This window comes from Amycolatopsis halotolerans, from assembly GCF_042647905.1.
GTDB classification, from domain to species: Bacteria; Actinomycetota; Actinomycetes; order Mycobacteriales; family Pseudonocardiaceae; genus Amycolatopsis; species Amycolatopsis halotolerans.
In genome coordinates this window covers 46,510-73,483 of record NZ_JBHRWI010000070.1, presented here as the reverse complement: position 1 = coordinate 73,483, position 26,974 = coordinate 46,510, and the positions used below count along the sequence as shown (strand labels likewise).

The following is a 26,974-nucleotide window of genomic DNA, read 5'->3' as shown; positions in this document are numbered from 1 at the left end:
CGCCGAGAAGGTCGGATGATCACCGAACCTCCGCTGATCAGGTCTGGGGCTTTCCGCCGGCATAACGACTGATGATCAACGCGATCAAAATGATCCCGCCGTAAATCGCCTTCAGCCATTCCGCCGGAACCTGGGCGATGCGCAGCAGGCTGTCCACCGACTGCAGCAACAGCACCCCAGTCAGCGCCCCGACCAAAGTCCCCCGGCCGCCGTCCAGCGAAACACCGCCGATCACGGCCGCGGCGAAGACCTGCAGGATCAGGCCATCGCCCTGGTCAGCGCCGAGAGCGCCGACGTAACCCGTGTACGCGAGGCCGCCGATGGCAGCCAGCACCCCGGCCACCACGAAGACCGCCCACGAGATGCGGTCCACCCGGATGCCCGCGGCCCGCGCGGCTTCGCGGTTGCCGCCGATTGCGTACAGCGAGCGGCCGACTCGGTGGTAGCGCAGGCCCAGCCCGAAGACCACGAACAGCACCGCCGCGAGCCACACCGACATGGGCAGTCCGGCGAACGTCGTCGTCGCCAGCGCGGTGAACGCGTCCAGCTGGTCGAACAGCGTCTTGCCGTTCGTCGTGCCGATCTGAGTACCACGCAGGACCGTCAGCATCGCCAGCGTCACGATGAACGCGTTCAGCTTCAGCTTGACGATCAGGAAGCCGTTCACGAAACCGATCAACGCACCCACCACGGGGATCGCCACCAGGCCGAGCGCCGACGGCCATTCGGTGCCGAAGCCGGACGACGCCGCCGGGATGACCAGCATCGCGCCGATCGCGGGGGCGATGCCCATCGTGGATTCCAGCGATAGGTCGAACTTGCCGGTCAGCAGCACCAGCGACTCGCCGAGCACGACCAGCGACAGCGCGGCCGCCGCGGAGAGGATGCTGATGATGTTGTCGAAGGTGAAGAACGTGTCGCTGATCAGCCCGCCGATCACGAACACCACCACGAGCGCGGGCAGCAGCGCCAGCTCGCGCAGCCACGCCGACTTCCGGCGCTTCGCCCGCACCGCGGGCAGCGCCGTCTGCGGGTCGCTCATCAGGTCAGTCATGGAGCCCGACTCCTTCGATATCCGCCACCAGGTCCCCGTCGGACCAGCCGGCCTGGTGGACGGCGGCCACCGCACCCGCGCGCAGCACCAGCACCCGGTCGGCCAGGCGCAGATCGTCCAGCTCGTCGCTCACGAGCAGCACCGCCTTCCCCTCGGCCCGCACCCGGTCCACGACCGCGAGCAGCGCCTCCTTCGACTTCACATCCACTCCCGCGGTGGGATTGATCAGCACCACCACGCGCGGGTCGCTCTCCAAAGCCCTGGCGAGCACTACCTTTTGCTGATTTCCACCGGACAAGTCAGAAACGGGCTGGTCCGGGCTGGCGGCCACGATGTCGTAAGCGGTCAGGGCGCACGATCCGCGTTCCCGGCGGATCTTCGGGGACGCCAGGCCGCCGCGGCCCATCCGGTCGAGCACGGACAGCGTCGCGTTGTCCATAATGGAGTGTTCCAGGACGAGACCTTCGTGGTGTCGATCCCGTGGGACACAGCCGATGCCTGCGCGCAGGGCGGCGGGAATGTCGCCGGACGGCAGACGCTTTCCATCTACAGCAATGGTTCCGGAGGTGGGAGCGCGCAAGCCGTATACCGTTTCCGCTACCTGGTGTTTGCCGCTCGCGTTGCTGCCAGCGAGGCCGACGACCTCGCCACGGTGGACCTTCAGCGAAACGTCGTGGAAACCGTCGCCGGAAAGGTCGTCGACAGTGAGCACCTCTTCGGCGTCCACCGCCAGCGGGTCGCGGGTGGCTGCGTCGCGCACGGCGAGGCCGCCCTGCTCCCCCGTCATCGCGTCGACCAACGCCGCACGGCTGACCTCTGAGACGGGCGCGGTGAGCACGTGCCGGGCGTCGCGCAGGACGGTAACCGCTTGGCACACCTCGTAAACCTCGTGCAGGTGGTGCGAGATGAACAGGAACGTGACGCCGTTCTCCTGCATCTGCCGCATGCGGTCGAAAAGCCGTTCGATGGCCTGGCTGTCCAGTTGCGCGGTCGGTTCGTCCAGCACGATGAACCGGGCGCCATAACTCAACGCACGAGCGATTTCGACGAACTGACGGTCCTCAACGGACAGATCGCCCGCCGGAGTGTCCACATCGACCCGGACGTCCCACGAGTCCAGCAGTTCCCGCGCCTGACGACGCAGCTTTTTCCAGCCGATCGAGAACCCGCCCTGCGCCTGCCGGTTCAGGAAAAGATTCTCCGCGACCGTCAGCTGCGGCACCACCATCGCGTGCTGGTACACACACGCCACGCGCGCCTTCCAGTCGTCCTGTTTGGACAGCGAAGGAGCCCGGACGCCACCGAAGGAAACACTGCCAGTGTCCGTTTCGGACAGTCCAGTGAGGATGGACACCAGCGTGGACTTTCCCGCCCCGTTGCGGCCGACGAGTGCGTGTGACTCGCCGGGCCGCACGGTGAGGCTGACATCGTGCAGCGCTACGGTTGGCCCGTACCGCTTCCCGACGCCGTCCGCCTGCACTACCGGCGCGCTCACAGGTTGTTACCCCACAGCGCTTTGTCGTCCACGTTGTCCTTGGTCACGACCGGCGCGGGCAACTGGTCTTCCAGGATGCCGGGGCTGATTTCGACGATCGTGGAGTCGTGGTCGGTCGGGCCCGGCTTGAACGTCTCGCCCGCCATCGCCTTCTTGAGCCAGTACATGCCGTACTTGGCGTAGGCGTCGGCAGGCTGCGAAACGGTCGCGTCGAGTTCGCCGTTGCGGATCGCGGTGAGCTCCTGCGGGATGCCGTCGTTGCTCACCAGCACCACGTGCTTCGGGTCGCCGACCGGGAAGAACAGGTTCTTGCGCTTGAGCGCCTGCTCGGTCGGCGCGAGGTAAACGCCGCCCGCCTGCATGTAGACGCCCTTGATGTCCGGGTTCGCGGTCAGCAGACTGTCCAAACCGGACGACGCCTTGTCCGCCTTCCATTCGGCAGCGACCTCGAGCACCTTGACGTCCGGGTACTTCTGCTTCATGCACTCGCGGAACGCCGCCGACCGGTCGCGGCCGTTGACCGACGCGAGGTCGCCCATCACCTGCACGACCTTGCCGCTCTTCACACGCTTGCCGATTTCGTCGCACGCCTTGGTTCCGTACGCCTTGTTGTCCGCGCGGACCACCATCGCGACCTTGCCGCTCTCCGGCGCGACGTCCACCGCGACCACCGGGACGCCCTTGTTCTCCGCCTGCTTCAACCCGGCGACGACCGCGGCCGAGTCGAGCGGCGTGACGACGAGCCCCTTCACGCCCTGGTTCAGCAGCGTGCCGATGTCCGTGATGAGCTTCGCCGGGTCGCTGTCGGCGTTCACCGTCGGCAGCGCGTCGAGCCCTTGCTCTTTCGCCATCTGCGGCACGTACTTGTTGTAGGCCTGCCAGAACGGCGAGGTCAGCAGGGGCAGCGTCGCCCCGACCTTGCCGGTGCCGCCGCCGCTCGCCGCGGCCGCCGGTTTGTCCTTAGTGGACCCGCACGCACCGAGCACCAAACCGCAGGCGGCCACCGCGGCGGCCAGCCGGATCACCTTCGTACGCACCGCATCCTCCTTGATGACAGGCCTTGTTGGCTGAGCAGATCAGTTCTGCACGGGTCCGCGCGGGCGCAGGCCGTACATGCCGCCGTCCACCGCGAGCGCGGTGCCGGTAGTCGATGCCGAAAGCGGGCTGGCCAGGTACGCGATCGCGTTCGCGACCTCGTCCGCGGTCACCAGCCTCCCCATCGGCTGGCGGGCGGCGAGCGCCTCCCGTTCGGCCGACGGGTCCGCGGCGGTGTCGAGCAGCCTGCCGACCCACGGGGTGTCCGCGGTGCCGGGGCACACGCAGTTGACGCGGATCCGGTCCGGCAGGTGGTCGGTGGCCATCGCGAGGGTCAGCGACAGCACCGCGCCCTTCGTGGCCGAGTACAGCGCCCGCGCGGGCAACCCGGCCCAAGCGGCGATCGAGCAGGTGTTCACGACCGCCGCCGCGGGCGAGCTTTTCAAGTGCGGCAAGGCAGCCCGGGCGGTGCGCACCATGCCGACGACGTTCACGTCGTACGCGCGGTGCCACTCGTCGTCGTCGTTCGCGGTGACGTCGCCCTGCGCGCCGATTCCCGCGTTGTTGACCAGGATGTCGAGCCTGCCGAAGCGTTCGGCCACCGCGTCGACGGCGGCACGGACCTCGGCGTCGGACGTCACGTCGCAGCGGAATCCGGTCAGCGGATCGGGAACCTCGTCGGTCTTGAGGTCGAGCACCGCCACCCGCGCGCCGCGCTGGGCCAGCAGGTTCGCCGTGGCCAGGCCGATGCCCGAGGCGCCGCCGGTGACCGCGGCGACCAGGCCGTCGAATTCGCTCACTGCGCGTTCTCCGTCCATTCAGGACCGTCCGGGAAGCTGAACCGGCGCAGCGTAGCGTCGTGCATGCGCGCGGAAAAGCCCGGTGCGGCCGGAGCGAGATAGCGGCCGTCGCGCACGACAGCCGGGTCGGTGAAGTGGTCGTGCAGGTGGTCGACCCATTCGATGCTGCGGTCTTCGTCCGAACCGGACACTGCCACGAAGTCGAACATGGACAGATGCCGCACCAGTTCGCACAGCCCGACACCACCGGCGTGCGGGCACACCGGAACACCGAATTTTGCCGCCAGCAAGAGGATCGCGAGATTCTCGTTCACTCCGCCGACGCGCGCGGCGTCCAACTGGAGCACGTCGATCGCACCAGCCTGCAGCAATTGTTTGAACACCACGCGGTTCTGGACGTGCTCACCAGTGGCGACCTTGATCGGCGCGAGTGCCTTCGCGATGGCCGCGTGGCCGAGGACGTCGTCCGGCGAGGTCGGTTCTTCAATCCAATATGGATCGAACGGTGCGAGCGCGGTCATCCACGACACCGCCGTCGCGACATCCCAGCGCTGGTTGGCGTCGACAGCGATCCGGATGTCCGCGCCGACAGTCTCGCGAGCCAGCTTCATCCGCCGGACATCGTCTTCGAGATTCCCGCCGACCTTCAGTTTGATCATTTCGAAACCGTCGGCGACGGCTTGTTCGGCCAGCCGCACCAGTTTCGCGTCGGAATAGCCGAGCCAGCCCGCCGACGTGCTGTACGCGCGGTATCCGTCGGCCTCCAGCTTCGCGATTCGTTCGGCTTTACCCGATTCGGCAGCGCGCAAGATGTCGAGCGCTTCCTGTTCGGTGAGCGCGTCCGAGAGATAGCGGAAGTCCACAAGGGACACCAGCTCCTCCGGCGTCATCCGCGACGCGAACTTCCACAGCGGCAGTCCGGCCCGGCGCGCGGCGAGGTCCCACGCGGCGTTGACGATCGCGCCGATCGCCATGTGTGCCACGCCTTTTTCCGGGCCCAGCCAACGAAATTGCGAGTCGCCGACCAGGGCCCGCGACAGTGCGCCGAGTGCTTCCGCGTCTTCCGGCGCCTCGCGGCCGACCACATGCGGCGCCAGCGCGCGAATCGCAGCGGCCTGCACGTCGTTGCCGCGGCCGATAGTGAACGCGAGGCCGTAACCGTCCGGTCCGGCGTCGGTGTGCAGTTCGACGTAAGCCGCCGAATAGTCGGGATCCGGGTTCATCGCGTCCGAACCGTCGAGGTCGCGCGACGTCGGGAAGCGGACGTCCCGGACCTCCATGGCCACGATTTTCGCCATTTCAGGCCTGCCCGAAGGTCTGGCGCTGCTTGCCGAGGCCGTCGATTTCCAACTCGACGACGTCGCCCGCGCGCAGGTACGGCTTCGGCTCGGGCTGCCCGAGCGCGACGCCCTCCGGAGTGCCGGTGTTGATGAGGTCGCCGGGACGCAGCACCATGAACTGGCTCAGGTAGTGGATGATCTCGGCGACGCCGAACACCATGTCCTTTGTGGACGAATCCTGCACCTTCTCGCCGTTGACCCAGGTGCGCAGGCCGAGCGCCTGCGGGTCGGGGACCTCGTCGGCGGTCACCAGTTCCGGGCCGAGCGGGTTGAAGGTCTCGCAGTTCTTGCCCTTGTCCCACTGGCCGCCGCGGTTCAGTTGGAAGTCGCGCTCGGAGACGTCGTTGGACACGACATACCCGGCGACGTGCGCCAGCGCCTCGTCCGCGCTTTCCAGATAGCGCGCGGTTTTCCCGATGACGACGCCGAGTTCGACCTCCCAGTCGGTGGCCGTGGAACCGCGCGGGACGAGCACCTCGTCGAACGGTCCGACCATCACGTCGGGAGCCTTCATGAACAGCACCGGCTCGGTCGGCACGGCAGCGCCGGTTTCCTCGGCGTGGCGGCGGTAGTTCATGCCGATGCAGACGATCTTGCCCGGCGCGGCGATCGGCGCGCCGACCCGCAGCCCGGCCCCGTCGACGACCGGCAGTTCCCCGGCCTCGAGCGCCTGAGCGGCCTTCGCCGGCCCGTCGCCGGCGAGGAACGCGCCGTCGATGTCCGGCGTGACCCCGGAGAGGTCGTGGAGGGTGCCGTCACCGGCACGGACGAACGGACGCTCAGCCCCCGCTGCCCCGAGACGCACAAACCGCACGGACGAACCCCTCTCTCGACACCCGCTTCGCGATACATCCGATGTATAGCGCATGGGTGGGCGGCAGATCTAGAGGGAAGCGGGATTTGGTGCGGAAATTGATCCGATCACCGGGCCGCCGGGTGGATAACGGACACTCGTCCTGGCGGGGAGGTCCCGCCACGACGAGGGAGACGGTGCGGCGCGGATGGGACCGGAAGAGGCGACTGGACCGCAGCGGAGGGCGGCTGGGGGTTCGGCTTCGCGTGGCGCGGGGGAAAGCGGCGAACTGAGGGCTGGCAGCGGCGGATCGGGGGAAGCGGAAGGGCGAGGTTCCCGAGACGGATCCGGCTCGGCGGGGCGGCAAGGCATCGGTGACGTGAGTGGAGTGCGCGAGAGCGGCGGCGAAAACCCGCCCGGACATCGAGACAGCCCCGACGCGGCGAGTCGGCAGGACATCGATGACGAGAGCGGAATGCGCAAGATCGGCGGCGAAAACCCGCCCGGACATCGAGACGGTCGGCAGGACATCGGCGACAAGGACGAGGCGCACGAGACCGACGACGAGACTCGGCGAGATCGCCGGGACAGTCCCGGCGCGGTTGGCACCCCGAAGATCAGCGCGGACGACGAGCGGTGTGCCGCTGAGCGGGCAGTGCCGTTGCCGGACGGCGGGTGGCTGCTCGCGACGAAGAGTTCCGCGGCGGATTATTCGGCGGCCGATCAGGCAGCTCTTGATCGTCCCGCGGCGGATCACTCCACCGCGGACCACACCACGCCGGATCACTCCCCGGCCGATCACTCCGCCGCGGACCGGTCCAGCACGGAGCACGTCGAACACACCGCCACCCTCCCCGAGCACCCCGGCCAAGGCAAGATCCGACGTCTCCTCATCCTCGGCGGCCTCTCCGCCTTCGGCCCCCTCTCCATCGACATGTACCTCCCCGCCCTCCCCCGGATGGCGCGCGACTTCCAGGCCTCCGACACCACCGTCCAGCTGACGCTCACCGCGTTCGTCGTCGGGCTGGCGGTCGGGCAGATCATCGCCGGGCCGTTGTCGGATTCCTTCGGGCGGCGGCGGCCGTTGCTGGTCGGGCTCGTGCTGTACATCGCCGGGTCGGTCGCGGCGGCGGCGAGTCCGGGCGTGGAACTGCTGATCGCGGCGCGGAGTGTTCAGGCGCTCGGCGCGGCGGCGGGAATCGTGATCGCCCGCGCGGCCGTCCGTGATCTCTACACCGGCACCGCGATGACGAAGTTCTTCTCGCTGCTCCTGCTCGTCAACGGCCTCGCGCCGATTCTCGCTCCGGTGCTCGGCGGGCAGTTGCTCACGTTCACGTCCTGGCGCGGCGTGTTCGTCGTTCTCACCGGGTTCGGTGCGCTGCTGCTCGCCGCGGTCGCGTTCGCGCTGCCGGAGCCGTTGCCGGTCGAGCGTCGGCATCCGGCGCGGCTGGGCGGGGTGCTTCGCACGTACGGACGGCTCCTCACCGATCGCACGTTTCTCGGCTACGCGCTCACCGCGGGGCTGAATTTCGCCGCGCTGTTCGCGTACATCTCGGGTTCGTCGTTCGCGCTGCAGGACGTTTACCGCCTGAGTCCGCAGGAATACAGCGTCGTCTTCGGGCTCAACGGTGTCGGCATCGTGCTCGCCGGGCAGCTCAACGGGTGGCTCGTCGGACGGCTCCCGGAGCGGACGCTGCTGCGCGCGGGGCTGACGGTGTCGACGATTTCCGGCCTCATCACCCTCGCGGCAGCCGTCCTGCGACTCCCCTTGCCAGCGTTGCTGATTCCTTTGCTGCTCATGGTTTCCTGCATCGGCATCATCAGCCCGAACGCCAGTTCGCTCGCTCTCGCCGGGCACGCGCGCACGGCGGGATCGGCGTCCGCGCTGCTGGGCGTGCTGCAGTTCGCGATCGGCGGGATCGCGACGCCGCTGGTCGGGCTCGGCGGGTCGGGCACGGCGGTTCCGATGACCGCCACGATGGCCGGGTTCGGGGTGCTCGCCTTGCTGTCGTTCGCGACGCTGGCGGTCAGCCCAGATCGGCGAGGTTCCCGCTCCGCAGCTGGTCGTCGGTGACCGCGATTCGTTCGTCGACCAGCTTCTGCAGCGCCTCCCCGTCGTCCCACTGGTTGACGTTCATCGCGGCCGAAACCTCGTTGTCCGGGGTCACCCAGAAAGCCGTGAAGTCGTAAGCCGCGAGGTCGCCGCGCACCACGACGCGGTCCCGGTCCAAGACGGGCAGGCCGCGGTACTCGCAGCCGATCGCCGGGCCGCCGCGGTCCGGGTCGTATTGGTCGGAGAAGAAGTACGGGCTGTTCAAGTACGGCTCATTCGCGCCAAAGAGGTTGGCCGCGACGTGCTCGCCCTGCGTACGCGCTGTCGCCCAGTGCTCGACGCGTACGCGGCGGCCGTAGCGCGGATGGAACTCCGAAGCGATGTCACCGATCGCGTAGACGTCAGGTGCCGCTGTACGCAGACCCGCATCGACGTCGACGCCACCGTCGTCTGCCAGCTCCAGGCCAGCGGCGTGTGCCAGGTCGACGCGAGGGGCCGCGCCGACCGCGATGAGGACAACGTCGGCGTACAGCTCTTCGCCGCTCGTCAGTCGGACGCCGGTCGCTGCTGTGTCGCCAGTGATCGCTGCGACTCCTTCGCCGAGACGCCACTGGACGCCGTGCTCTTCGTGCAGGCGGTAGAACGCTCCGGCCACCTCGTCGCCGAGGACGTTGGCGAGTGGCAGCTTCTCCGGAGCGACCACAGTCACCTCGGCACCGTGCGTACGCGCGGCAGCGGCGGCTTCAGTGCCGATCCAGCCGGCGCCGACGATCAGTACTCGCTTCGCCGCTTCGAAGGCCGCGCGCAGCCGCAGTGCGTCGTCGAGAGTGCGAAGCGTGTAGAGGCCCGGCAGGTCGCCGCCAGGCACCTTCAACGTCCGCGGGCGCGAGCCGGTCGCTAAGACGAGACGGTCGTAGCGGTGTTCGCCACCGGCGTCGTCGAGGACCAGGCGTGCGCCTAGTTCGACTCGGGTCGCCGTGGTGCCGGAGAGCAGCCGGATGTCGTGCTCGTCCCAATAACCCTCGTCGCGCACCCAGTCCGGTTCCTCGGCGTTGCCGAGCAGCACGGCCTTCGACAGCGGCGGCAGCTCGTACGGCCGGTGCGTGTCGGCTCCGAGCAGCAGGACGTCGCCGTCGAAACCGCGTTCCCGGACTGTCGCGGCCGCAGTGGCACCGGCCAGTCCGGATCCGACGACGACGATCTTCCGAGGTTCCGACATCCGTCCTCCTGAGGAGTGCCCGCAGCGTGCGGTCGCCGACGCTACTCCGGTATCCGGCCGGTCACACCCCGTGGAAAACCGGCCAGTAGGCAATTCGGGTGAACCGGCGTAAGAGGCCCCGGAGGGCCCGGTCACACCCCCGCACGAAGGACACGGGTGCTACGTGATCGGAGGGCGAGGGTCGTGACAGCGCGGGACGACAGTGCGGTGCGGAACGAGTGGACGGTCGGGTGCCGGGACCTGGCGGGCAGGCGCCGGGACGTGACGGTGTTCGTGAGCAGTGACGACAAAGTCGTGCTGGTCGCACCGCCGGGAGAGGCGGCGGTGCTGGGACCGCTGGAGGTCGGGCGGCTGCGCGCGGCCCTGCGCGACGCCGTGGTGGCCACCGCGACGTCGGCGCGACGCACCGGAACCGACTGACAACTACCGTTCCTACTCATGAGTAGGTAGAGTCGGCACCCGCAGACCCCGAAAGGTGCCGGCCATGACCACCTACTTCGTCACGGGCGCGACGGGCTTCCTCGGGAAGCGCCTGGTCGCCCGGTTGCTCGCGCGGCGGGACACGACCGCCGTCCACGTGCTCGTCCGCAACACCTCGCGCGACCGCCTCGCCGGGATCGCGCGGGACTGGCCGCATGCCGACCGCCTGGTCCCCGCCGTCGGCGATCTCACCGAACCGCTGCTCGGCCTCGACCCGGCCGGCTACGACGGGGTCGATCACGTCGTCCACCTCGGCGCGATCTACGACTTCACCGCCGACGACGCGGCGAACCGGGCCGCGAACGTCGAGGGCACCCGGAACCTGCTCGCCTTCGCCGCGGCCGCCGGGGCGGGACTGCTGCACCACGTTTCGTCCATCGCGGTCGCGGGCGATCACTCCGGCCGGTTCACCGAAACCGACTTCGACCTCGGGCAGTCCTTCAGTTCTCCGTACCACGCCACGAAGTTCGAGGCCGAGAAGCTGGTCCGCGAACAGTCCGGCGTGCCGTTCCGCGTCTACCGGCCCTCGGCGGTCGTCGGCGATTCGCGCACCGGCGAGATGGACAAGATCGACGGTCCCTACTACTTCCTGCCCGCCATCTCGCGCCTCGCCGCGCTGCCGAAGCAACTGCCGCTCGTCGCGCCCGACTTCGGGGCTACCAATCTCGTCCCGGTCGACTACGTCGTCGCCGCGATGGAAAACCTCATGCACCGCGAAGCGCCTTCGGGCAGTACGTATCACCTCGCTTCGCCGCGACCGCAGAAGCTGCACGAGGTTTACAACGCCTTCGCCCGCGTCGCCGGAGCGCCGCGCGTACGCACGACAGTGCCGTCTGGTCTGCTTCGCAGCACAGCGTCCCGCCTCGCGACCGCTGTGGATCGCCTGCCGACTGGGCGTGCCACGCGCGCAGCAGTGTTGACCGAGTTGGGAATCCCGCTCGAAGTACTCCCCCATCTGAACATGGAGGTGGAGTTCGACACCGCGCGCACTACTTCGGAGCTGTACGGCAGCGGCGTCCACCTTGCCGAGCTTCGCGACTACGCCGAACCGCTATACCGCTACTGGCGCGCGCATCTCGACCCGGACCACGCTCGCCGTCCAGGGCTCGAAGGACGCGTTGTCCTCATTACCGGTGCTTCGTCCGGCATCGGTCGTGCTTCGGCGCTCGCTGTCGCGCGTCGCGGCGCGAAGGTGCTTCTCGTCGCGCGGCGCGTCGAAGAACTCGAAGACGTGCGTAGCGAGATCACCGCAGCAGGCGGCGAAGCAGCGACGTACCCGTGCGACCTCACTGACGGCGACGCAGTCGACGGTCTCGTGAAAGCCGTCCTCGCCGACCACGGTGCGGTCGACGTTCTGGTGAACAACGCCGGACGGTCCATCCGACGCTCGGTGCAGCTGTCGACGGAACGGTTCCACGACTACGAACGCACCATGGCCATCAACTACTTCGGCCCAGTTCGGCTGATCCTCGGACTGCTGCCGTCGATGACCGAACGCCGGTTCGGCCACGTCGTGAACGTCACGACGCAGGGCCTGCAGACCGACACGCCGCGGTTTTCCGCTTACCTGGCCTCAAAAGCGGCACTCGAGGAGTTCAGCCTGACCGCCGGGCGCGAGACGCTGTCCGACGGCGTCACGTTCTCGTCGATCCGGATGCCGTTGGTGCGCACGGACATGATCGCGCCGACCGGGTCGTACCGCGGGCTGCCCGCGAGTTCGCCGGAACGCGCGGCGGCGCTGGTGGTGAAGGCGATCGAGCGGCGGCCGCAGATCCTGAGCCTCCCGGAGGGCCGGGCCGCGGAACTGGCCTCGCTGGCCACGCCGGACCTCGCCCGGTTCGCGGCGCATCTCGTGTACCGGGTGATGCCGGAATCCGCGCCAGAAGCCAAAAAGCGGCCCCGGCAGCCCGCTCCGGCAGCAGTGGCGGGGACACTGGCGCGGCTGGTGTGGCGGCGGAAGGCTTAGCCGCTCGATTCCTCAGTGCCGCGGGAGGCGGCCGGCGGAGTTCGCCGACGTCGGCTCGCGCGGATCGGGATCTCGGGGTGCATCGCTTCCGCGATCTTGGCTATGTCTTCGGGCTTCGCCTTTTCGACAAACGCCTTCGCGGTCTTCCACCGGAAGTAGTGCCGCGCGACACGCGACAGCGCCAAACCGACCGCGCCGGCAATGGCCGCGACTTCGCTTGGTCCGATTGACACTCCGATCGCCCTTCGCCTCGTGGTCGAGAAGGCGATTCGGACGTGCCTCAGCTCGACCAGTGATCACACTGGAACGAGCTAAGGTCTCCTCGGCTAGGGTTCCCGTCACCGACAGGATCCTCAGTTGATCTTAGCTAATCGTCGTACCTGGCCGCACGCCTGCGTAGCCGCCGATCACGCGGGCGGACCTTGGGACGAGCCGCTGCCGTCAGGCTGACTCCGTCTGGGAGCCGACACTATCGCGACCGAGTAGCCGAACATCAGTCACGTAGCAGTTCTCTCTGGATCGGCAGGACTGCGTTCCGCGCCGATCGTACCGGTAACCGACGCCGGCATGGGGCTGTTTCCGGTACCGAAATGCCAGCCGCGCGCCCTACTCCACCAACGCGTCCTCCGGCACCCCGCTGGCCAGCGACGCCAGCACCTCCAACGCACTCCCCAACGTCTCCTCCGCAGGCGCGGACACCGCGATCCGCACCGCGTTCGGTGCGTGTCCCGGCACCACCGAGAACGCCGCCGCCGGGGACAACGCGATTCCCCGGCGCGCGGCGGCGGCCACGAAAGTCTCGGCGCGCCACTGGTCCGGCAGCACCCACCATCGGTGGTAAGCCGAGGCGTCGCCGTACACCTGGAAGCCCGCCAGGCGGTCGGCGACGATCCTCGCCCGCGCCCCGGCGTCCGCGCGCTTCGCTGCTTCGACCTCTGCCAGCACGCCGCCGGTGATCCATCGCCGCGCCGCTTCCACGGAGAAGCGCGACGCCGCCCAGCCGCCGGACCGGATCGCGCTCGACAGCCGCGCGACCCACCGCGGCGGGACCACGAGGAATCCGGCGGTGAGGCCGGGCGCGACGCGTTTCGACAGGCTGTCCACGAAAACCGTCCGCTCCGGCATCAGCGCGGCGAGCGGTTCGGTGTCCGGGCGGAGGAAGGTGTAGATGCCGTCCTCGATCACCGGCAGGTCCAGACCTCGGACGGTCGCGGCCAGTTCGGCGCGGCGTTGCGGCGGCATCGTGGTGCCGAGCGGGTTGTGCAGGGTCGGCTGGACGTACAGCGCCCGCACCGGAGCGCTTGCCGCGAGCGCGGCCGGGACCAGGCCGTGCGCGTCGGTTTCGATCGGCGCCAGTTCGATGCCGAGCCGGGTCGCGGCGGCTTTGACCACCGGGTACGTCAGGGATTCGACCGCGAGCCGCTCGCCGGTCGGCACGAACGCGGCGAGCGCGGCCGCGATCCCCTGCCGTCCGTTGCCCGCCACCAGCACCTGGTCCGGATCCGGCTGCCAAGTGCCGCGGGCGAGCATCGCGACCGCTGCCTCGCGGACCGCTTTGGTGCCGGCCGCGCCGAGCGGATGCAGGGCGTCGGTGAAGACGTCCGCGCGCAGCACGGGTTCGAGTGCTTGCGCGAGCTTTGCCGATTGGCTTGGCAGCACAGCGAAATTGAGCTCGAGGTCGACGCGCGCGTCGCCGGGCTCGGACAGCGCCGGTTCCGGTCCGGGCTTCGCGGCGCGCACGAAAGTGCCCCGCCCGACCTCGCCGACCGCCAGGCCGCGCCGGACGAGTTCGCCGCACACGCGGGCCGCGGTGGAGCCGGCGATGCCGCGGTCGCGCGCGAACCGGCGCTGCGGCGGCAGCCGGTCACCGGGGCGCAGCCGGCCGGCTTCGATGTCGGCGGCGAGTTCGTCCGCGACGACGCGGTAGTCGTCCATCCCACCCTCGCTCTGCCGGGATTCTCCCGGACGCATCATGGCACCGGCCGGTCACTCATCGCTAATGCGACCCACGGAACTCCCCGAACGGGGGTCACTAGGTTAGCCTTACCTGTGTGGCACTGACGAGCGAAGACACCCGCCTGCACGCCGAGGACCTGACCCTGGCCTACGACGGCCGCACGGTCGCCGAACGGCTCGGCGTGGTCATCCCGGACAAGTCGTTCACGGTCATCGTCGGTCCCAACGCCTGCGGCAAGACGACCCTGCTGCGCGCGCTCGCCCGCATGCTGAAGCCGCGCGCGGGCTCGGTCTACCTCGACGGCGAGGTGATCACCAGCTACGGCGCGAAGGAGGTCGCACGCCGGCTCGGCCTGCTGCCGCAAAGCTCCATCGCGCCGGACGGGATCACCGTGGCCGACCTCGTCGCGCGCGGCCGGTACCCGCACCAGAAACTGCTGCGCCAATGGTCCCGTGACGACGCGACGGTGGTCGCCGATTCGATGCGCGCGACCGGCGTCGACGACCTCGCCGAGCGGATGGTCGACGAGCTGTCCGGCGGGCAGCGCCAGCGCGTCTGGATGGCGATGGCGCTCGCTCAGCAGACCGACCTGCTGCTGCTCGACGAGCCGACGACGTACCTGGACATCGCGCACCAGCTCGACATCCTCGACCTCTGCGCGACGCTGCACAGCGAGCAGGGCCGCACGCTGGTCGCGGTGCTGCACGACCTCAACCACGCGGCCCGGTACGCGACCCACCTGATCGCGATGCGCGACGGGAAGGTGCTGGCCACCGGGACGCCGGAGGAGGTCGTGACGGCGGAGAACGTCGAGCGGATCTTCGAACTGCCGTGCCGGGTGATGGAATGCCCGGAGAGCGGGAGTCCGATGGTGATTCCGAAGGTCAGCCGCCGGGCCGCCTGATTCACCGGCGGGCCATGAAGGATCGCCAGACGTCGGCGGGCACTGCCGAACCCGTCACCTTCTTGCCCTCCGCGTCGAGCAGCTTGCGGTCGTCGTCGGAGCCGAGCCACACCGCCGTCGCCAGCTGCGGCGTGTAGCCGACCGCCCAGGCGTCCTGGTTGTCGCGCGAATTGCCGCGTTCGAACTCGCCAGTGCGCAGGGCCGCCGCGCGACCGTCCGGCAGCGTCGTCCGCAACGCCGAGGTCACGTCCTGCGCCACCTCCGCCGGGACCGCGGACACCGGCTCGTTTTCGTGCTGCCACACGACTTTCCCCGACCGGTCGAGCACCTTGTCCACGAGGTGCACCGCCGAGCGCATCCCGTTGGCGGCGTAGGTCGCGTACGCCCCGGCCACGTCGAGCGGCCGCATCGGATACCGGCCGACGACGATGCCCGAGCCGATCGTGACGCCGTCCTGCTCGCGCATGGTCGGTGTGCCGTCCACCTCGTCCGGGATCCCCGCCGAACGCGCCGCCGCGCTCACCTCGTCGACGCCGATCTTCTTGGACACCGTGATGAACGGCGTGTCCGCACCTGAGGTCAAGGCGCTGCGCAACGTGCAGGGCTGCGGGCACTTCGGCGGATACTCGAATTTCTCGCCCAGGTACTGAATCTCCCTGGGAGCAGCCACTTTCTCCTCCAGCGACATCCCGTTCTTCAACCCGGCCGCCGCGGTGAACGGGTAGAACGCGGAGCCGAGCGCGTGCCCAGTTGCCGCATAATCCCGGACGCCGTTGTTGCCGCCGTCGTACGCGCGCACCGCGCCATTCGTCGGATCAACCGCCACCAAAGCGCCGCGGAACTCCGCCGGTTCGCCCTTCAGCCGGTCGCTCAGCGCGGTGTGCGCGGCGTTCTGCAGCCCTGGGTCGAGTGTGGTTTGGACAGTCAGATTCCCTTGCTGCAACCGGGAAATCGAGAACCCAGCAGTCTCCAGTTCGGCGAGCACTCGCTGTTTGAGGTGGTACTGGTCGTAATTCAGGCTCACTCGCGTTTCCGCGGGCGGCTTGATCTCCGCGCCCGGATAGGCCATGCCATCCGCGTTCTTCAAATACCCGCGCTCGACCAGTTTGTCGCGTACGTATCGCCAGCGTTTCGCCGCGTGCTCGTCGCCGGACACCGCCGGATCGTGCACCGACGGCGACTGGATCATCCCGGCCAGGAACGCGGCCTCGCTCCAGGTGATGCTGTTGTCGAGCGGACGGCCGAAGAACGCGTTCATCGCCGCCGCCGGGCCGAAAGTGCCGCGGCCGAAGGAAATGATGTTGGCATAGCTCTCGAAGATCTGTTCCTTGCTCTGCTGCTGGGTGATCTTCGTGGCGAGCACGAGTTCCTGCATCTTCCGCGACAGCGTCGAATCCTCGTCGCCGGTCGATTTCTTGATGTACTGCTGGGTGATCCCGGACCCGCCGCCGACGCCGGTCAGGAACGCGCGGCCGATCCCGGTCGGGTCGAAGCCGGAGTTGGCCCAGAAAGTCGGGTCTTCAGTGGCGACGATGGCGTCGCGCAGCTTCTGCGGGATCTGGTCGAACGGCACGAACCGCCGGTCGCCGCCCGGGGGCACGACGCGCAGCAGTTCGCTGCCGTCGGAGTACCTCAGCGTGACGGTTTTGCCGAGCGAGGCGAGGACGTCCTGCGGGCTGCGGACGTCCAGCAGCAGGTAGGCGATCCAGAACGCGATCAGCGGCACGCCGACCGCGAACCCGGTCAGGTAGTAGGCACCCTTGCGGATGCGGCGCCACTGGCGACGGACAACAGCGGATTGGTCACTCTCCGGGGCTGGCTCCACGAATGAAGGACGACTGAACCAGTGACAAGGTTCTGCCGGGTCCGTGAATTGATCACGAGAGGAACGCGCGCAGCAACGACGAGGTGCCCTCGATGTGCTCGGCCATCGCCTGCCGCGCGGCCACCGGATCGCCGGCCAGGATCGCGTCGACGATCGCCTCGTGCTGCGCGTTCGAATGCTCCAGATTCGGTTCGAGGAGCGGAATCCGGTCGAGCAGCTCGTTGACCCGCGTCCGCGCGTCCGCGACCGTGCTGGTCAGCGACGCGGACGCGGTGACCTCGGCGATCGCCAGATGCAGCCGCGAATCCTTGCGCCGGTAATCGGCGAGACTGGCCGCCGACGCTTCCGCGAGCGTGCCGGTGAGATGCTGCCGATCAGCCGGGCTCAGCGTCCGTGCCGCAGCCGCCTCCGCCGCGCCGGTTTCCAGCACGTGCCGCAGACAGAGCGCGTCTTCCAGCCCCGCCGCGTCCACCTCGCCGACCGCGCGCTCCGCGGGCTCGGGCAGCTTCTCGTTCACGAACGTGCCGCCGTACCGCCCGCGCCTCGACTCGACGTACCCCGCGTCGGACAGCGCGCGAATCGCTTCTCGCAACGTCACCCGGCTTACGCCGAGCCGCTCAGCCAGCTCGCGCTCGGAGGGCAACCGGTCCCCCGCGCCGACGACCCCGAGCCGGATCGCCTGCAACAGCCGCTCGACTGTCTCCTCGAAGGCGTTCCCGACACGCACCGGCCGGAACAGTGCCGCGTTCGCGCTCACCACCGAGGTCGACTCCACCTGCCCGATTCTATGCTGCCCGATCGCAGAGAACTCTTTGCAAAGCTTTCTCTGCGGTCTAAGGTGGGGACATGCCCTCGAAACACCACGACCGGCAGATCGACGCCCGCGCCCTGCGCGCACTGGCGCATCCGCTGCGGATGGAGCTGCTGGATCTGCTGACGATCGACGGCCCGGCCACCGCGACCGGGCTCGGCAAACGGGTCGGCGAAAGCTCCGGCACCACGTCGTGGCACCTGCGGCAGCTCGCGGACGCCGGGCTGGTGGTCGAGGACGCCGAACGCGGCTCGAAGCGCGAACGGTGGTGGAAGGCGGCACAGCAGGGCACCTCGCTCAAGACCAGCGAGTTCCTGGAAGACCCTGACCTGGCGGGCCCGGTGACCGCGTTCCTGCACCACGTCGTCAACCAGCGCTATCGCGAAACGCTCCGGTTCGTCGCCGATTTGCCCCGGTGGGGCAAGACCTGGCAGCGCAACTCGACGCTGAGCGACACCGGACTCCAGCTCACCGCGGAGGAAGCCGGGCAGTTGAGCAAGCAGATCCAAGAACTGATCGAGAGCTACCGCCGGGAAACCCGCCCCGGCGACACCACGGTGTTCGCCCAGTGGTCCGTGTTTCCCTACTCGCCCCGACCGGAAGCCGAGGAACAAGACTGATGAACCCAGACCTGTGGGCCCTCGTCGCCCAGCACCAGGACGCACTGCGTGCCGAGGCGGACCAGCGCCGTCTCGGCGCGCGGAAGCCGACGCCCGCGCCGAAGGATTCGGCCCGGCAACGACTCGGCTGGTGGCTCATGAGCCTGGGCTTGCGCCTCGCCGCCCCGAAACGCCGTGAAGGGCTCCTTGAAGGAATGTGATTCCCTCAAGGAGTCCTTCACGGACCGAAAATCAGCACTCGATGACGTTCACGGCGAGTCCGCCGCGCGCGGTCTCCTTGTACTTCACCGACATGTCCGCGCCGGTCTCGCGCATGGTCTTGATCGCCTTGTCCAGCGTCACCACGTGGCTGCCGTCGCCGCGCAACGCCATCCGCGCGGCATGGATCGCCTTCGACGCACCCACGGCATTCCGCTCGATGCACGGAATCTGCACCAGCCCGCCCACCGGATCGCACGTGAGCCCGAGGTGGTGCTCGACCCCGATCTCAGCCGCGTTCTCCACCTGCGCGGGCGATCCGCCCTGCACCTCGGTCAACCCGGCGGCCGCCATCGCCGAGGCCGAACCGACCTCGCCCTGGCAGCCGACCTCGGCGCCCGAGATCGAGCCGGTCTGCTTGAGGATCGAGCCGATCGCGCCCGCGGTGAGCAGGAACGTGACGATGCCGTCGTCCGACGCGCCGCGCACAAACCGCTGGTAGTAGTGCAAAACCGCCGGAATGATCCCGGCCGCGCCATTCGTCGGGGCAGTGACCACCCGACCGCCCGCTGCGTTTTCTTCGTTGACCGCAAGCGCGTACAGGCTCACCCAGTCCATGGCGTACAACGGATCGTCAGCACCGTCTTCGGCGAGCAGCTTGTCGTGCAACGACTTCGCTCGCCGAGGCACCTTCAACCCACCAGGCAGCACGCCCTCGTGCGTGTACCCGTTCCGCACGCACTCGACCATCACCTGCCAGATCTCCAGCAGCCCAGCCCGAACCTCCTCGCGACTGCGCCAGGAAAGCTCGTTCCGCAGCATGATCTCGCTGATCGGCAGCCCGGTGTCCGCACAATGCTTCAGCAGGTCCGCCCCAGTACGGAACGGATAAGGCACCGGCGTGGAATCCTCGACGAAAACCGTGTCGGTCTCGTACGACTCGTCCCGCACGAAACCGCCGCCGACGGAGTAATACGTCCGCTCCCGCAGCAAAGAACCGTCCGCGGCGAACGCCCGGAACACCATCCCGTTCGGATGCGCGGGCAGGGACTTCCGCCGGTGCATCGTCAGGTCGGTGTCCTCGGTGAACACCACCGAATGCGTCCCGCCGACAGCCAGCCGCCCGGATTCCCGGATCGCCGCCACCTTCGCGGGCACCGTGTCGGTGTCGATCGCCTCCGGCAGCTCCCCGGAAAGCCCTAGCAGCACTGCTTTGTCGCTGCCGTGCCCGAAACCGGTCGCGCCGAGGGAGCCGAACAACTCGGCCTGCACCCGCGCGACCGTCTCCAGCACGCCGTCCTCGACCAGACCGTCCACAAAGGTCTTGGCCGCCCGCATCGGGCCGACCGTGTGCGAACTCGACGGCCCGATGCCGATCGAAAACAGGTCGAAGACGCTGATCGCCATTGATCCGCCCCTTCTCTTAGTTCCTCGCCAGCACGCTGCTGGCTTCTTGCGCCGCCGGTCCTTCGGCGGTCAGGTGGGCGAGGTTCTCCGGCAGTTCCTCGCCCCGATGGGCCTTGGTCTGCGCGTACAACCGGCCCGCGCGATACGACGACCGCACCAGCGGCCCCGCCATCACCCCAGGGAACCCGATAGCTTCAGCGGTTTTCGCGTGCTCCACGAACTCCTCCGGCTTGACCCAGCGGTCGACCGGGTGGTGTCGCGCGGAAGGCCGCAGGTACTGGGTGATCGTGATGATCTCGCAGCCCGCGTCGAAGAGCTCCCGCAGCGCGACGCTGACCTCGTCCGGGGTTTCGCCCATCCCGAGGATCAGGTTCGACTTCGTCACCAAACCCGCCGCACGAGCCTGCGTGATCACATCCAGCGACCGCGCGTAGCGGAAGCCGGGGCGAATCCGCTTGAAGATCCGCGGCACCGTCTCCACGTTGTGCGCCAACACTTCCGGACGCGATCCGAACACCTCGGCCAGCTGATCCGGCTCCGCGTTGAAGTCCGGGATCAACAGCTCGACACCGGTACCCGGGTTCAACGCGTGGATCTGCCGGACGGTTTCCGCGTACAGCCACGCACCACCGTCGGCCAGGTCGTCACGGGCGACGCCGGTGATCGTCGAGTACCGCAAACCCATGGCCTGCACCGATTCCGCGACCTTCCGCGGCTCAGTGCGGTCCAAAGCAGCAGGCTTGCCCGTGTCGATCTGGCAGAAATCGCAGCGCCGCGTGCACTGGTCACCGCCGATCAGGAAGGTGGCCTCGCGGTCTTCCCAGCATTCGTAAATGTTGGGACAACCCGCCTCTTCACAGACGGTGTGCAGACCCTCGCGCTTCACCAAGCCCTTCAGCTCAGTGAACTCCGGGCCCATCCGCACGCGCGTCTTGATCCACGACGGCTTCTTCTCGATCGGCGTCTCGCTGTTGCGCACCTCAAGCCGCAACAGCTTCCGCCCCTCGGGCTGCGCGCTCATCGGCTCAGGTCCGCGTACAGCGGGTGCTTCTTGGCCAGCAGCTCGACGCGGGTGCGCAGCGCCTGCTGAGCGGCTTCGTCGAAGTCCGGCTTCAGCGTCTCGGCGATGATGTCGGCGACCTCGGTGAAGTCCTCCGCGCTGAAACCGCGGGTGGCCAGCGCCGGGGTGCCGATCCGCAGACCTGAGGTCACCATCGGCGGACGCGGGTCGAACGGCACCGCGTTGCGGTTGACCGTGATCCCGACCGAGTGCAGCCGGTCCTCCGCCTCCTGGCCGTTGAGCTGCGAGTTCACCAGGTCGACAAGCACCAGGTGCACGTCGGTGCCGCCGGTGAGGACGCGGACGCCCGCCTCGGCGCAGTCGGTGCGCGACAGCCGGTCGGCGAGGATCTTCGCGCCTTCCAGCGTGCGCTCCTGGCGCTCGCGGAACTCGTCGGTCGCGGCGATCTTCAGCGCTACGGCCTTGGCCGCGATCACGTGCTCCAGCGGCCCGCCCTGCTGGCCGGGGAACACCGCCGAGTTGATCTTCTTCGCCAGCTCCTGGCGGGACAGGATCAGGCCGCCGCGCGGACCGCCGAGGGTCTTGTGCGTGGTGGTCGTGACGATGTCCGCGTGCGGCACCGGCGACGGGTGCAGCCCGGCGGCCACGAGACCGGCGAAGTGCGCCATGTCGACCATCAGCTTCGCGTCGACCAGGTCGGCGATCCGGCGGAACTCGGCGAAGTCGAGCTGGCGGGGGTAGGCCGACCAGCCGGCGACGATCAGCTTCGGCTTGTGCTCGACCGCTAGCCGCTCGATCTCGGCGACGTCGACGATCCCGGTCTCCTTGTCGACGTGGTAGGCGACCACGTTGTACAGCTTGCCGGAGAAGTTGATCTTCATCCCGTGCGTCAGGTGGCCGCCGTGCGCGAGGTCGAGGCCGAGGATGGTGTCGCCCGGCTTCAGCACCGCGAACATCGCCGCCGCGTTGGCCTGCGCGCCCGAGTGCGGCTGCACGTTCGCGTGCTCCGCGCCGAACAGCGCCTTGGCCCGGTCGATCGCGAGCTGCTCGACGACGTCGACGTGCTCGCAGCCGCCGTAGTAGCGGCGGCCCGGGTAGCCCTCGGCGTACTTGTTGGTCAGCACCGAGCCCTGCGCCTCGAGCACGCCGACCGGCGCGAAGTTCTCCGAGGCGATCATCTCGAGCGTCGACTGCTGGCGGTCCAGCTCCGCGGCCACCGCGGCGGCGACCTCGGGGTCGACCTCGGACAGGCGGGCGTCGAACGGGGCGGTCATCAGTTCTCCTGGGTCAGCTCGGCGTACGCGGACGCGTCGAGCAGCTCCGGGACGTCGCCCGAGAGCCGCACCTGCAGCAGCCATCCTTCGGTGTAGGGGTCGGAGTTGATGACCTCGGGGGTGTCCGATGTGGCCTCGTTCACCGCCACCACCTCGCCGCTGACCGGCGAGTACAGCTCGCTGACCGATTTCGTCGACTCGACCTCGCCGAACACCTCGCCCGCGGTGACGGTGTCGCCGACGCCGGGCAACTGCACGAACACGATGTCGCCGAGCGAGCCGGCCGCGAACGCGGTGATGCCCACCGTCGCGACGCCGTCGGAGACCGACAGCCACTCGTGTTCCTTCGTGTAGGACAGGTTCTGGGGGATGCTCATTGTTCGGAGGGCCTTTCAGGCTCGGGAGTAGAAGGGCAGGGCGACGACCTCGACCGGCTCGACGCGGCCCCGGATGTCGACGGACAGCGCGGTGCCGGGCTCGGCGTGCTCCCGGTCTACATACGCCATGGCGATCGGGTAGCCCAGCGTCGGCGACAGCGCGCCGCTGGTGATCTCCCCGATAGTGGCATCCCCGGACAGCACGGCGTACCCGTGCCGCGGGGCGCGGCGGCCGGTGCCGCGCAGGCCGACCCGCACGCGCGGGACGTCGGCCTTCTTCAGCTCCTCCAGGGCCGCGCGGCCCACGAAGTCGCCCGGCTTCTCGAACTTCACGACCCGGCCGAGACCAGCCGCGAACGGGTTCAGCTCGCGGCTGAGTTCGTTGCCGTACAACGGCATTCCGGCTTCCAGGCGCAACGTGTCGCGGCACGCGAGTCCACACGGGACCAGACCGTGCTCCTGGCCCGCCTCGGTCAGCAGCGCCCACAACGCCGGAGCCTCGGCCGCGGGCACGAACAGCTCGAAGCCGTCCTCGCCGGTGTAGCCGGTGCGGGCCAGCAGGACCTCGTGGCCCTTCACGACCGCGGGCACGCTCGCGTAGTACTTCAGCGAAGCGAGGTCCGCGTCGGTCACCGCGGCGAGCACGTCGACCGCCTTCGGGCCCTGGACCGCGATCAGCGCGGTGTCCGCGGACCGGTTCTCCACCACCGCGTCGAACCCGGCGACGCGCTCGGCCAGCGCGTCCGCGACCACGGCGGCGTTGCCCGCGTTGGCGACGACCAGGTATTCCTCGTCGGCGAGCCGGTAGACGACCAGGTCGTCCAGCACGCCGCCGTCGGCGTCGCAGATCATCGTGTAGCGGGCGCGGCCCGGCTTCACGCCGGTCAGGTTGCCGACCAGCGCGTAGTCGAGCACGTCGGCGGCCTGCGCGCCGCGGACGTGGATCTCGGCCATGTGCGACAGGTCGAACAGCCCGGCCGCCTCGCGCACGGCCTTGTGCTCGGCCAGCTCGCTGGCGTAGCGCACCGGCATCGACCAGCCGGCGAAATCGGTGAAGAGCGCGCCGAGGTCCTGGTGGACCTGGTGCAGGGGGGTTTCCGTCACAGGAAGCCTTTCGTTGTCGCGAGCGGAGGACACGCTCACGCGTCGTACGCGTCGAGGGGCGGGCAGGAGCAGACGAGGTTGCGGTCGCCGCGCGCGCCGTCGATCCGCCGCACCGGCGGCCAGTACTTGGTCTTGCGCGCCACGCCGACCGGGTACGCCGCCAGCTCGCGGTCGTAGTCCGCGGTCCACTCGCCAATGACCGACGAAGCGGTGTGCGGCGCGCCGCGCAGCGGGCTCGTCTCGGCGGTCCAGCGGCCGGCCGCGACCTCGTCGATCTCGCGGCGGATGGCGATCATCGCCTCGCAGAACCGGTCGATCTCGGCGAGGTCCTCGCTCTCGGTGGGCTCGACCATGAGCGTGCCCGCGACCGGGAACGACATGGTCGGCGCGTGGAAGCCGTAGTCGATGAGCCGCTTCGCGACGTCGTCCACGGTCACGCCGGTTTCCTTGGTGATGCCGCGCAGGTCGAGGATGCACTCGTGCGCGACCAGGCCGTCCTGGCCGGTGTAGAGCACCGGGTAGTGCGGCGCGAGCCGGGCGGCGATGTAGTTGGCCGCGAGCACCGCGACCTTGGTGGCCTCGGTGAGCCCGGGCGCGCCCATCATCCGCACGTACGCCCAGGAGATCGGCAGGATCGACGCCGAGCCGTAGGGCGCGCCGCTGATCGGGCCGACGCCGGTGTCCGGTCCGGCCTGCGCGAGCAGCGGGTGGTTCGGCAGGTACGGCGCGAGGTGTTCGCGCGCCGCGACCGGGCCGACGCCGGGGCCGCCGCCGCCGTGCGGGATGCAGAACGTCTTGTGCAGGTTCAGGTGCGAGACGTCGCCGCCGAACTCGCCCGGCTTCGCCAGGCCCAGCAGCGCGTTGAGGTTCGCGCCGTCGACGTACACCTGGCCGCCGCCGTCGTGCACGATCTTGGCGAGCCGCTCGATGCCGTGCTCGTAGACGCCGTGCGTGGACGGGTAGGTGACCATGATCGCGGCGAGGTCGGCGCTGTGGCTGTCCACTTTGGACTGCAGGTCTTCGAGGTCGACGTTGCCCTCGTCGGTGCACTTGACCACGACCACGCGCATCCCGGCGAGCACCGCGGAGGCGGCGTTGGTGCCGTGCGCGGACGACGGGATCAGGCAGACGTCGCGCTCGGGCTGGCCGTTCGCCTGGTGGTAGGCGCGGATCGCCAGCAGCCCGGCGAGCTCGCCCTGGCTGCCCGCGTTCGGCTGCAGCGACACCTGGTCGTAGCCGGTGACCTCGGCCAGCCAGCCGGACAGCTGGCGGACCAGCTCGTGGTAGCCCTCGGCGTCCTCAGCGGGCGCGAACGGGTGGATGCCCGCGAACTCGCGCCAGCTGATCGGCTCCATTTCGGCGGTGGCGTTGAGCTTCATCGTGCAGGAGCCGAGCGGGATCATCCCGCGGTCGAGCGCGAAGTCCTGGTCGGCGAGACGGCGCAGGTAACGCAGCATCGACGTCTCGGACCGGTGCGAGCTGAACACCTCGTGCGTCAGGTAGCCGCTCTCGCGGGCGAGGCCGTTCGGGAGCGCCTGCGCGGCTTCCCACGCGCTGTCGACACCGAAGGCGCGAAGCACCTTCGCGAGCGTGTCGGGACGCGTGACCTCGTCGGAGGCGATGCGGACGTGGTCGGCGTCGATGTGGCCGAGGTTGATCCCCGCCTCGCGCGCGGCGGCGTGCACTTCAGCGGCACGGCCAGGCACCTTCGCGACGACAGTGTCGAAGAAGGCCTCGTGAGCGACCTCGACACCACCGGCGCGCAGCGCGTTCGCGAGACCGGCCGCGAGTTCGTGAACCCGCGTCGCGATCGCCTTCAGGCCCTCGGGACCGTGGTAGACCGCGTACATCGCGGCAAGCACTGCGGGCAGCACCTGCGCGGTACAGATGTTGGAGGTCGCCTTCTCGCGACGGATGTGCTGCTCGCGCGTCTGCAGCGCGAGGCGGTACGCAGTGTTCCCGTCCGCGTCCACGGACACGCCCACGAGACGGCCGGGCAGCGACCGCTCCAGGCCGGCGCGCACCGCCATGTACCCGGCGTGCGGACCGCCGTAGCCCAGCGGCACGCCGAAGCGCTGCGTAGAACCGACGGCGACGTCCGCGCCGAACTCGCCGGGCGCGGCGATCAAGGTGAGCGCGAGCAGGTCGGCAGCGACCGTGTACAGCGCGCCCGCGGCCTTCGCCGCTTCGGAAACCGCGTGGTAGAAACCGCGGCCGCGCAGCACGCCGGACGCGCCGGGGTACTGCACGACGACGCCGAAGAACTCCTCGGGCAGACCGGTGAGCAGGTCGCGCACCTGCACATCGATGCCGAGACCGGCGGCGCGCGTCCGCACGACCTCGACGGTCTGCGGAAGGCACTCGGAGTCGAGAACGACCACATTGGACTTCGACTTGGAAGCCCGGCGCATCAGCGTCATCGCCTCGGCCACGGCGGTGGACTCGTCGAGCATCGAGGCGTTGGCGATCGCCAGCCCGGTCAGGTCGGACACCGCGGTCTGGAAGTTCAGCAGCGCTTCGAGCCTGCCCTGCGAGATCTCCGGCTGGTACGGCGTGTACGCGGTGTACCAGGCCGGGTTCTCGAGCACGTTGCGGCGGATCACGCCCGGGGTGACGGTGTCGGAGTAGCCGAGGCCGATCATCTGCGTCATCGGCCGGTTGCGCGCGGCGAGCGCGCGCAGCTCAGCAGTGGCCTCTTCCTCGGACGCCGGCTCCGGCAGCGCCAGGTCGCCCGCGGTGCGGATGGCAGTGGGCACCGCCGCTTCCACGAGGGCGTCCAGGCTTCCGTAACCGCATTCGGCGAGCATCTTCGCCCGCTCGGCCTCGCCGGGACCGATGTGGCGGGTGTCGAAGGGGGTGGAGGTGATGGGAGCTCCTCGGGACGGGCACCGGGCGCGGCGGTGCACTGGGAACTCCCCCTCTGTCATGGGCACCTGAGAGTTTCACCGCGCTCGACGCGGCTTTCACCTTGGGTGAGGCGCGGGTGCGCCTGCTTTCCAGAGTGGCCTCGCCAAAAGCGGTAGCGGTTACCTGAGAGATTCCGGGGAGTTTGCTCCTTCGGTGTCCCACTGCTCGCATGGGACTCTCCCGCTCCGGCTCGAACGGCCCTGTGTTCAATTGTGGTTGCGGCCACCCTACCTGCCGCTTCACCCCTCAGTCTACTGCGCCCGGCTTACGCCACACCCCTCGCCGGAGGTACGTGAGGGGAACCCTGATTGACTCTGATTCCCTCAGGGTTCCC

23 protein-coding genes and 1 riboswitch are annotated in these 26,974 nt (G+C 69.1%); of the genes, 6 read left to right on the top strand and 17 right to left on the bottom strand.

Annotated features, from left to right (window positions below):
* Positions 1 to 37: 37 nt before the first annotated feature.
* From ACFORO_RS41885 to ACFORO_RS41860, 6 genes are read right to left on the bottom strand one after another with little or no spacing between them, the layout of a single operon-like run.
* Positions 38 to 1,054 (bottom strand): ABC transporter permease, encoded by a 1,017-nt coding sequence (locus ACFORO_RS41885; RefSeq protein ID WP_377870366.1) that lies wholly within the window; start codon positions 1,052 to 1,054, stop codon positions 38 to 40.
* On the bottom strand, positions 1,047 to 2,549 hold the full coding sequence (locus ACFORO_RS41880; RefSeq protein WP_377870367.1) for a sugar ABC transporter ATP-binding protein: 1,503 nt from the start codon (positions 2,547 to 2,549) through the stop codon (positions 1,047 to 1,049). The genes ACFORO_RS41885 and ACFORO_RS41880 overlap by 8 nt, the downstream gene beginning before the upstream one ends.
* Positions 2,546 to 3,586, bottom strand: coding sequence for a sugar ABC transporter substrate-binding protein (locus ACFORO_RS41875; RefSeq protein ID WP_162834768.1), 1,041 nt, complete (start codon positions 3,584 to 3,586; stop codon positions 2,546 to 2,548). The genes ACFORO_RS41880 and ACFORO_RS41875 overlap by 4 nt, the downstream gene beginning before the upstream one ends.
* A 39-nt stretch (positions 3,587 to 3,625) precedes the next feature.
* On the bottom strand, positions 3,626 to 4,384 hold the full coding sequence (locus ACFORO_RS41870; RefSeq protein ID WP_377870368.1) for an SDR family NAD(P)-dependent oxidoreductase: 759 nt from the start codon (positions 4,382 to 4,384) through the stop codon (positions 3,626 to 3,628).
* A complete protein-coding gene (locus ACFORO_RS41865; protein ID WP_354737384.1) occupies positions 4,381 to 5,682 on the bottom strand; it encodes an enolase C-terminal domain-like protein in 1,302 nt (433 codons plus the stop codon). The genes ACFORO_RS41870 and ACFORO_RS41865 overlap by 4 nt, the downstream gene beginning before the upstream one ends.
* A 1-nt stretch (position 5,683) precedes the next feature.
* Positions 5,684 to 6,538, bottom strand: coding sequence for a fumarylacetoacetate hydrolase family protein (locus ACFORO_RS41860; RefSeq protein ID WP_354737386.1), 855 nt, complete (start codon positions 6,536 to 6,538; stop codon positions 5,684 to 5,686).
* Positions 6,539 to 7,394: 856 nt separating this feature from the next.
* On the opposite strand from ACFORO_RS41860, the gene ACFORO_RS41855 reads away from it, so the two are divergent.
* Positions 7,395 to 8,591 carry a Bcr/CflA family multidrug efflux MFS transporter gene (locus ACFORO_RS41855; protein ID WP_377870421.1) on the top strand — a complete coding sequence of 399 codons (1,197 nt, stop codon included), beginning with the start codon at positions 7,395 to 7,397 and terminating at the stop codon, positions 8,589 to 8,591.
* On the opposite strand, the gene ACFORO_RS41850 is transcribed toward ACFORO_RS41855, so the two are convergent.
* On the bottom strand, positions 8,545 to 9,789 hold the full coding sequence (locus ACFORO_RS41850; protein ID WP_377870369.1) for an NAD(P)/FAD-dependent oxidoreductase: 1,245 nt from the start codon (positions 9,787 to 9,789) through the stop codon (positions 8,545 to 8,547). The genes ACFORO_RS41855 and ACFORO_RS41850 overlap by 47 nt on opposite strands.
* Before the next feature lie 183 nt (positions 9,790 to 9,972).
* On the opposite strand from ACFORO_RS41850, the gene ACFORO_RS41845 reads away from it, so the two are divergent.
* On the top strand, positions 9,973 to 10,209 hold the full coding sequence (locus ACFORO_RS41845) for a hypothetical protein (RefSeq protein ID WP_037810157.1): 237 nt from the start codon (positions 9,973 to 9,975) through the stop codon (positions 10,207 to 10,209).
* A 64-nt stretch (positions 10,210 to 10,273) separates the two neighbouring features.
* Positions 10,274 to 12,235: an SDR family oxidoreductase gene (locus tag ACFORO_RS41840; RefSeq protein WP_377870370.1), complete on the top strand. Its 1,962-nt coding sequence runs from the start codon at positions 10,274 to 10,276 to the stop codon at positions 12,233 to 12,235.
* On the opposite strand, the gene ACFORO_RS41835 is transcribed toward ACFORO_RS41840, so the two are convergent.
* Entirely contained in the window at positions 12,232 to 12,468 is a 237-nt protein-coding gene (locus ACFORO_RS41835; RefSeq protein ID WP_377870371.1) for a hypothetical protein, read from the bottom strand. The genes ACFORO_RS41840 and ACFORO_RS41835 overlap by 4 nt on opposite strands.
* A gap of 373 nt (positions 12,469 to 12,841) precedes the next feature.
* The gene (locus tag ACFORO_RS41830; RefSeq protein WP_377870372.1) at positions 12,842 to 14,170 is read right to left on the bottom strand and encodes an aminotransferase-like domain-containing protein; all 1,329 of its coding nucleotides are present in this window, start codon (positions 14,168 to 14,170) and stop codon (positions 12,842 to 12,844) included.
* Between the two features lie 116 nt (positions 14,171 to 14,286).
* Between ACFORO_RS41830 and ACFORO_RS41825 the strand changes: the two genes are divergently transcribed.
* A complete protein-coding gene (locus ACFORO_RS41825) occupies positions 14,287 to 15,096 on the top strand; it encodes an ABC transporter ATP-binding protein (protein WP_116206493.1) in 810 nt (269 codons plus the stop codon).
* 1 nt (position 15,097) lies between these two features.
* Here the strand turns inward: ACFORO_RS41825 and ACFORO_RS41820 are convergent, their stop codons facing one another.
* Positions 15,098 to 16,921: a transglycosylase domain-containing protein gene (locus ACFORO_RS41820; RefSeq protein ID WP_377870373.1), complete on the bottom strand. Its 1,824-nt coding sequence runs from the start codon at positions 16,919 to 16,921 to the stop codon at positions 15,098 to 15,100.
* Between the two features lie 52 nt (positions 16,922 to 16,973).
* The gene (locus ACFORO_RS41815) at positions 16,974 to 17,696 is read right to left on the bottom strand and encodes a FadR/GntR family transcriptional regulator (RefSeq protein WP_354737396.1); all 723 of its coding nucleotides are present in this window, start codon (positions 17,694 to 17,696) and stop codon (positions 16,974 to 16,976) included.
* 71 nt (positions 17,697 to 17,767) lie between these two features.
* Between ACFORO_RS41815 and ACFORO_RS41810 the strand changes: the two genes are divergently transcribed.
* Together ACFORO_RS41810 and ACFORO_RS41805 are read left to right on the top strand one after the other, a co-directional pair.
* Positions 17,768 to 18,352 carry a winged helix-turn-helix domain-containing protein gene (locus ACFORO_RS41810; protein WP_377870374.1) on the top strand — a complete coding sequence of 195 codons (585 nt, stop codon included), beginning with the start codon at positions 17,768 to 17,770 and terminating at the stop codon, positions 18,350 to 18,352.
* Positions 18,352 to 18,552: a hypothetical protein gene (locus tag ACFORO_RS41805; protein WP_377870375.1), complete on the top strand. Its 201-nt coding sequence runs from the start codon at positions 18,352 to 18,354 to the stop codon at positions 18,550 to 18,552. Before ACFORO_RS41810 ends, ACFORO_RS41805 begins: the two co-directional genes overlap by 1 nt.
* Positions 18,553 to 18,583: 31 nt before the next feature.
* Here ACFORO_RS41805 and ACFORO_RS41800 read toward each other — a convergent pair whose 3' ends face one another.
* Genes ACFORO_RS41800 through gcvP form a run of 6 tightly spaced genes read right to left on the bottom strand, consistent with a single transcriptional unit; the run spans position 18,584 to position 26,600 of the window.
* Positions 18,584 to 19,957 (bottom strand): L-serine ammonia-lyase, encoded by a 1,374-nt coding sequence (locus ACFORO_RS41800; RefSeq protein ID WP_377870376.1) that lies wholly within the window; start codon positions 19,955 to 19,957, stop codon positions 18,584 to 18,586.
* Between the two features lie 16 nt (positions 19,958 to 19,973).
* Positions 19,974 to 20,978: a lipoyl synthase gene (gene lipA, locus ACFORO_RS41795; RefSeq protein WP_377870377.1), complete on the bottom strand. Its 1,005-nt coding sequence runs from the start codon at positions 20,976 to 20,978 to the stop codon at positions 19,974 to 19,976.
* On the bottom strand, positions 20,975 to 22,252 hold the full coding sequence (glyA, locus tag ACFORO_RS41790; RefSeq protein WP_354737404.1) for a serine hydroxymethyltransferase: 1,278 nt from the start codon (positions 22,250 to 22,252) through the stop codon (positions 20,975 to 20,977). Before glyA ends, lipA begins: the two co-directional genes overlap by 4 nt.
* Positions 22,252 to 22,629 (bottom strand): glycine cleavage system protein GcvH, encoded by a 378-nt coding sequence (gene gcvH, locus ACFORO_RS41785; protein ID WP_067589411.1) that lies wholly within the window; start codon positions 22,627 to 22,629, stop codon positions 22,252 to 22,254. The genes glyA and gcvH overlap by 1 nt, the downstream gene beginning before the upstream one ends.
* A 15-nt stretch (positions 22,630 to 22,644) precedes the next feature.
* Positions 22,645 to 23,733 carry a glycine cleavage system aminomethyltransferase GcvT gene (gene gcvT, locus ACFORO_RS41780; RefSeq protein WP_377870378.1) on the bottom strand — a complete coding sequence of 363 codons (1,089 nt, stop codon included), beginning with the start codon at positions 23,731 to 23,733 and terminating at the stop codon, positions 22,645 to 22,647.
* A gap of 35 nt (positions 23,734 to 23,768) precedes the next feature.
* The gene (gene gcvP, locus ACFORO_RS41775) at positions 23,769 to 26,600 is read right to left on the bottom strand and encodes an aminomethyl-transferring glycine dehydrogenase (RefSeq protein ID WP_377920776.1); all 2,832 of its coding nucleotides are present in this window, start codon (positions 26,598 to 26,600) and stop codon (positions 23,769 to 23,771) included.
* Positions 26,601 to 26,740: 140 nt separating this feature from the next.
* Positions 26,741 to 26,833, bottom strand: a riboswitch (glycine riboswitch).
* Positions 26,834 to 26,974: the final 141 nt, after the last annotated feature.

Excerpts from the sequence above, each read along its gene's own strand:
- ACFORO_RS41885 (WP_377870366.1), bottom strand. The coding sequence starts at position 1,054 with ATGACTGACCTGATGAGCGACCCGCAGACGGCGCTGCCCGCGGTGCGG.
- ACFORO_RS41865 (WP_354737384.1), bottom strand. The coding sequence starts at position 5,682 with ATGGCGAAAATCGTGGCCATGGAGGTCCGGGACGTCCGCTTCCCGACG.
- ACFORO_RS41850 (WP_377870369.1), bottom strand. The coding sequence starts at position 9,789 with ATGTCGGAACCTCGGAAGATCGTCGTCGTCGGATCCGGACTGGCCGGT.
- ACFORO_RS41840 (WP_377870370.1), top strand. The coding sequence starts at position 10,274 with ATGACCACCTACTTCGTCACGGGCGCGACGGGCTTCCTCGGGAAGCGC.
- ACFORO_RS41830 (WP_377870372.1), bottom strand. The coding sequence starts at position 14,170 with ATGGACGACTACCGCGTCGTCGCGGACGAACTCGCCGCCGACATCGAA.
- ACFORO_RS41810 (WP_377870374.1), top strand. The coding sequence starts at position 17,768 with ATGCCCTCGAAACACCACGACCGGCAGATCGACGCCCGCGCCCTGCGC.
- ACFORO_RS41805 (WP_377870375.1), top strand. The coding sequence starts at position 18,352 with ATGAACCCAGACCTGTGGGCCCTCGTCGCCCAGCACCAGGACGCACTG.
- ACFORO_RS41800 (WP_377870376.1), bottom strand. The coding sequence starts at position 19,957 with ATGGCGATCAGCGTCTTCGACCTGTTTTCGATCGGCATCGGGCCGTCG.
- lipA (WP_377870377.1), bottom strand. The coding sequence starts at position 20,978 with ATGAGCGCGCAGCCCGAGGGGCGGAAGCTGTTGCGGCTTGAGGTGCGC.
- glyA (WP_354737404.1), bottom strand. The coding sequence starts at position 22,252 with ATGACCGCCCCGTTCGACGCCCGCCTGTCCGAGGTCGACCCCGAGGTC.
- gcvH (WP_067589411.1), bottom strand. The coding sequence starts at position 22,629 with ATGAGCATCCCCCAGAACCTGTCCTACACGAAGGAACACGAGTGGCTG.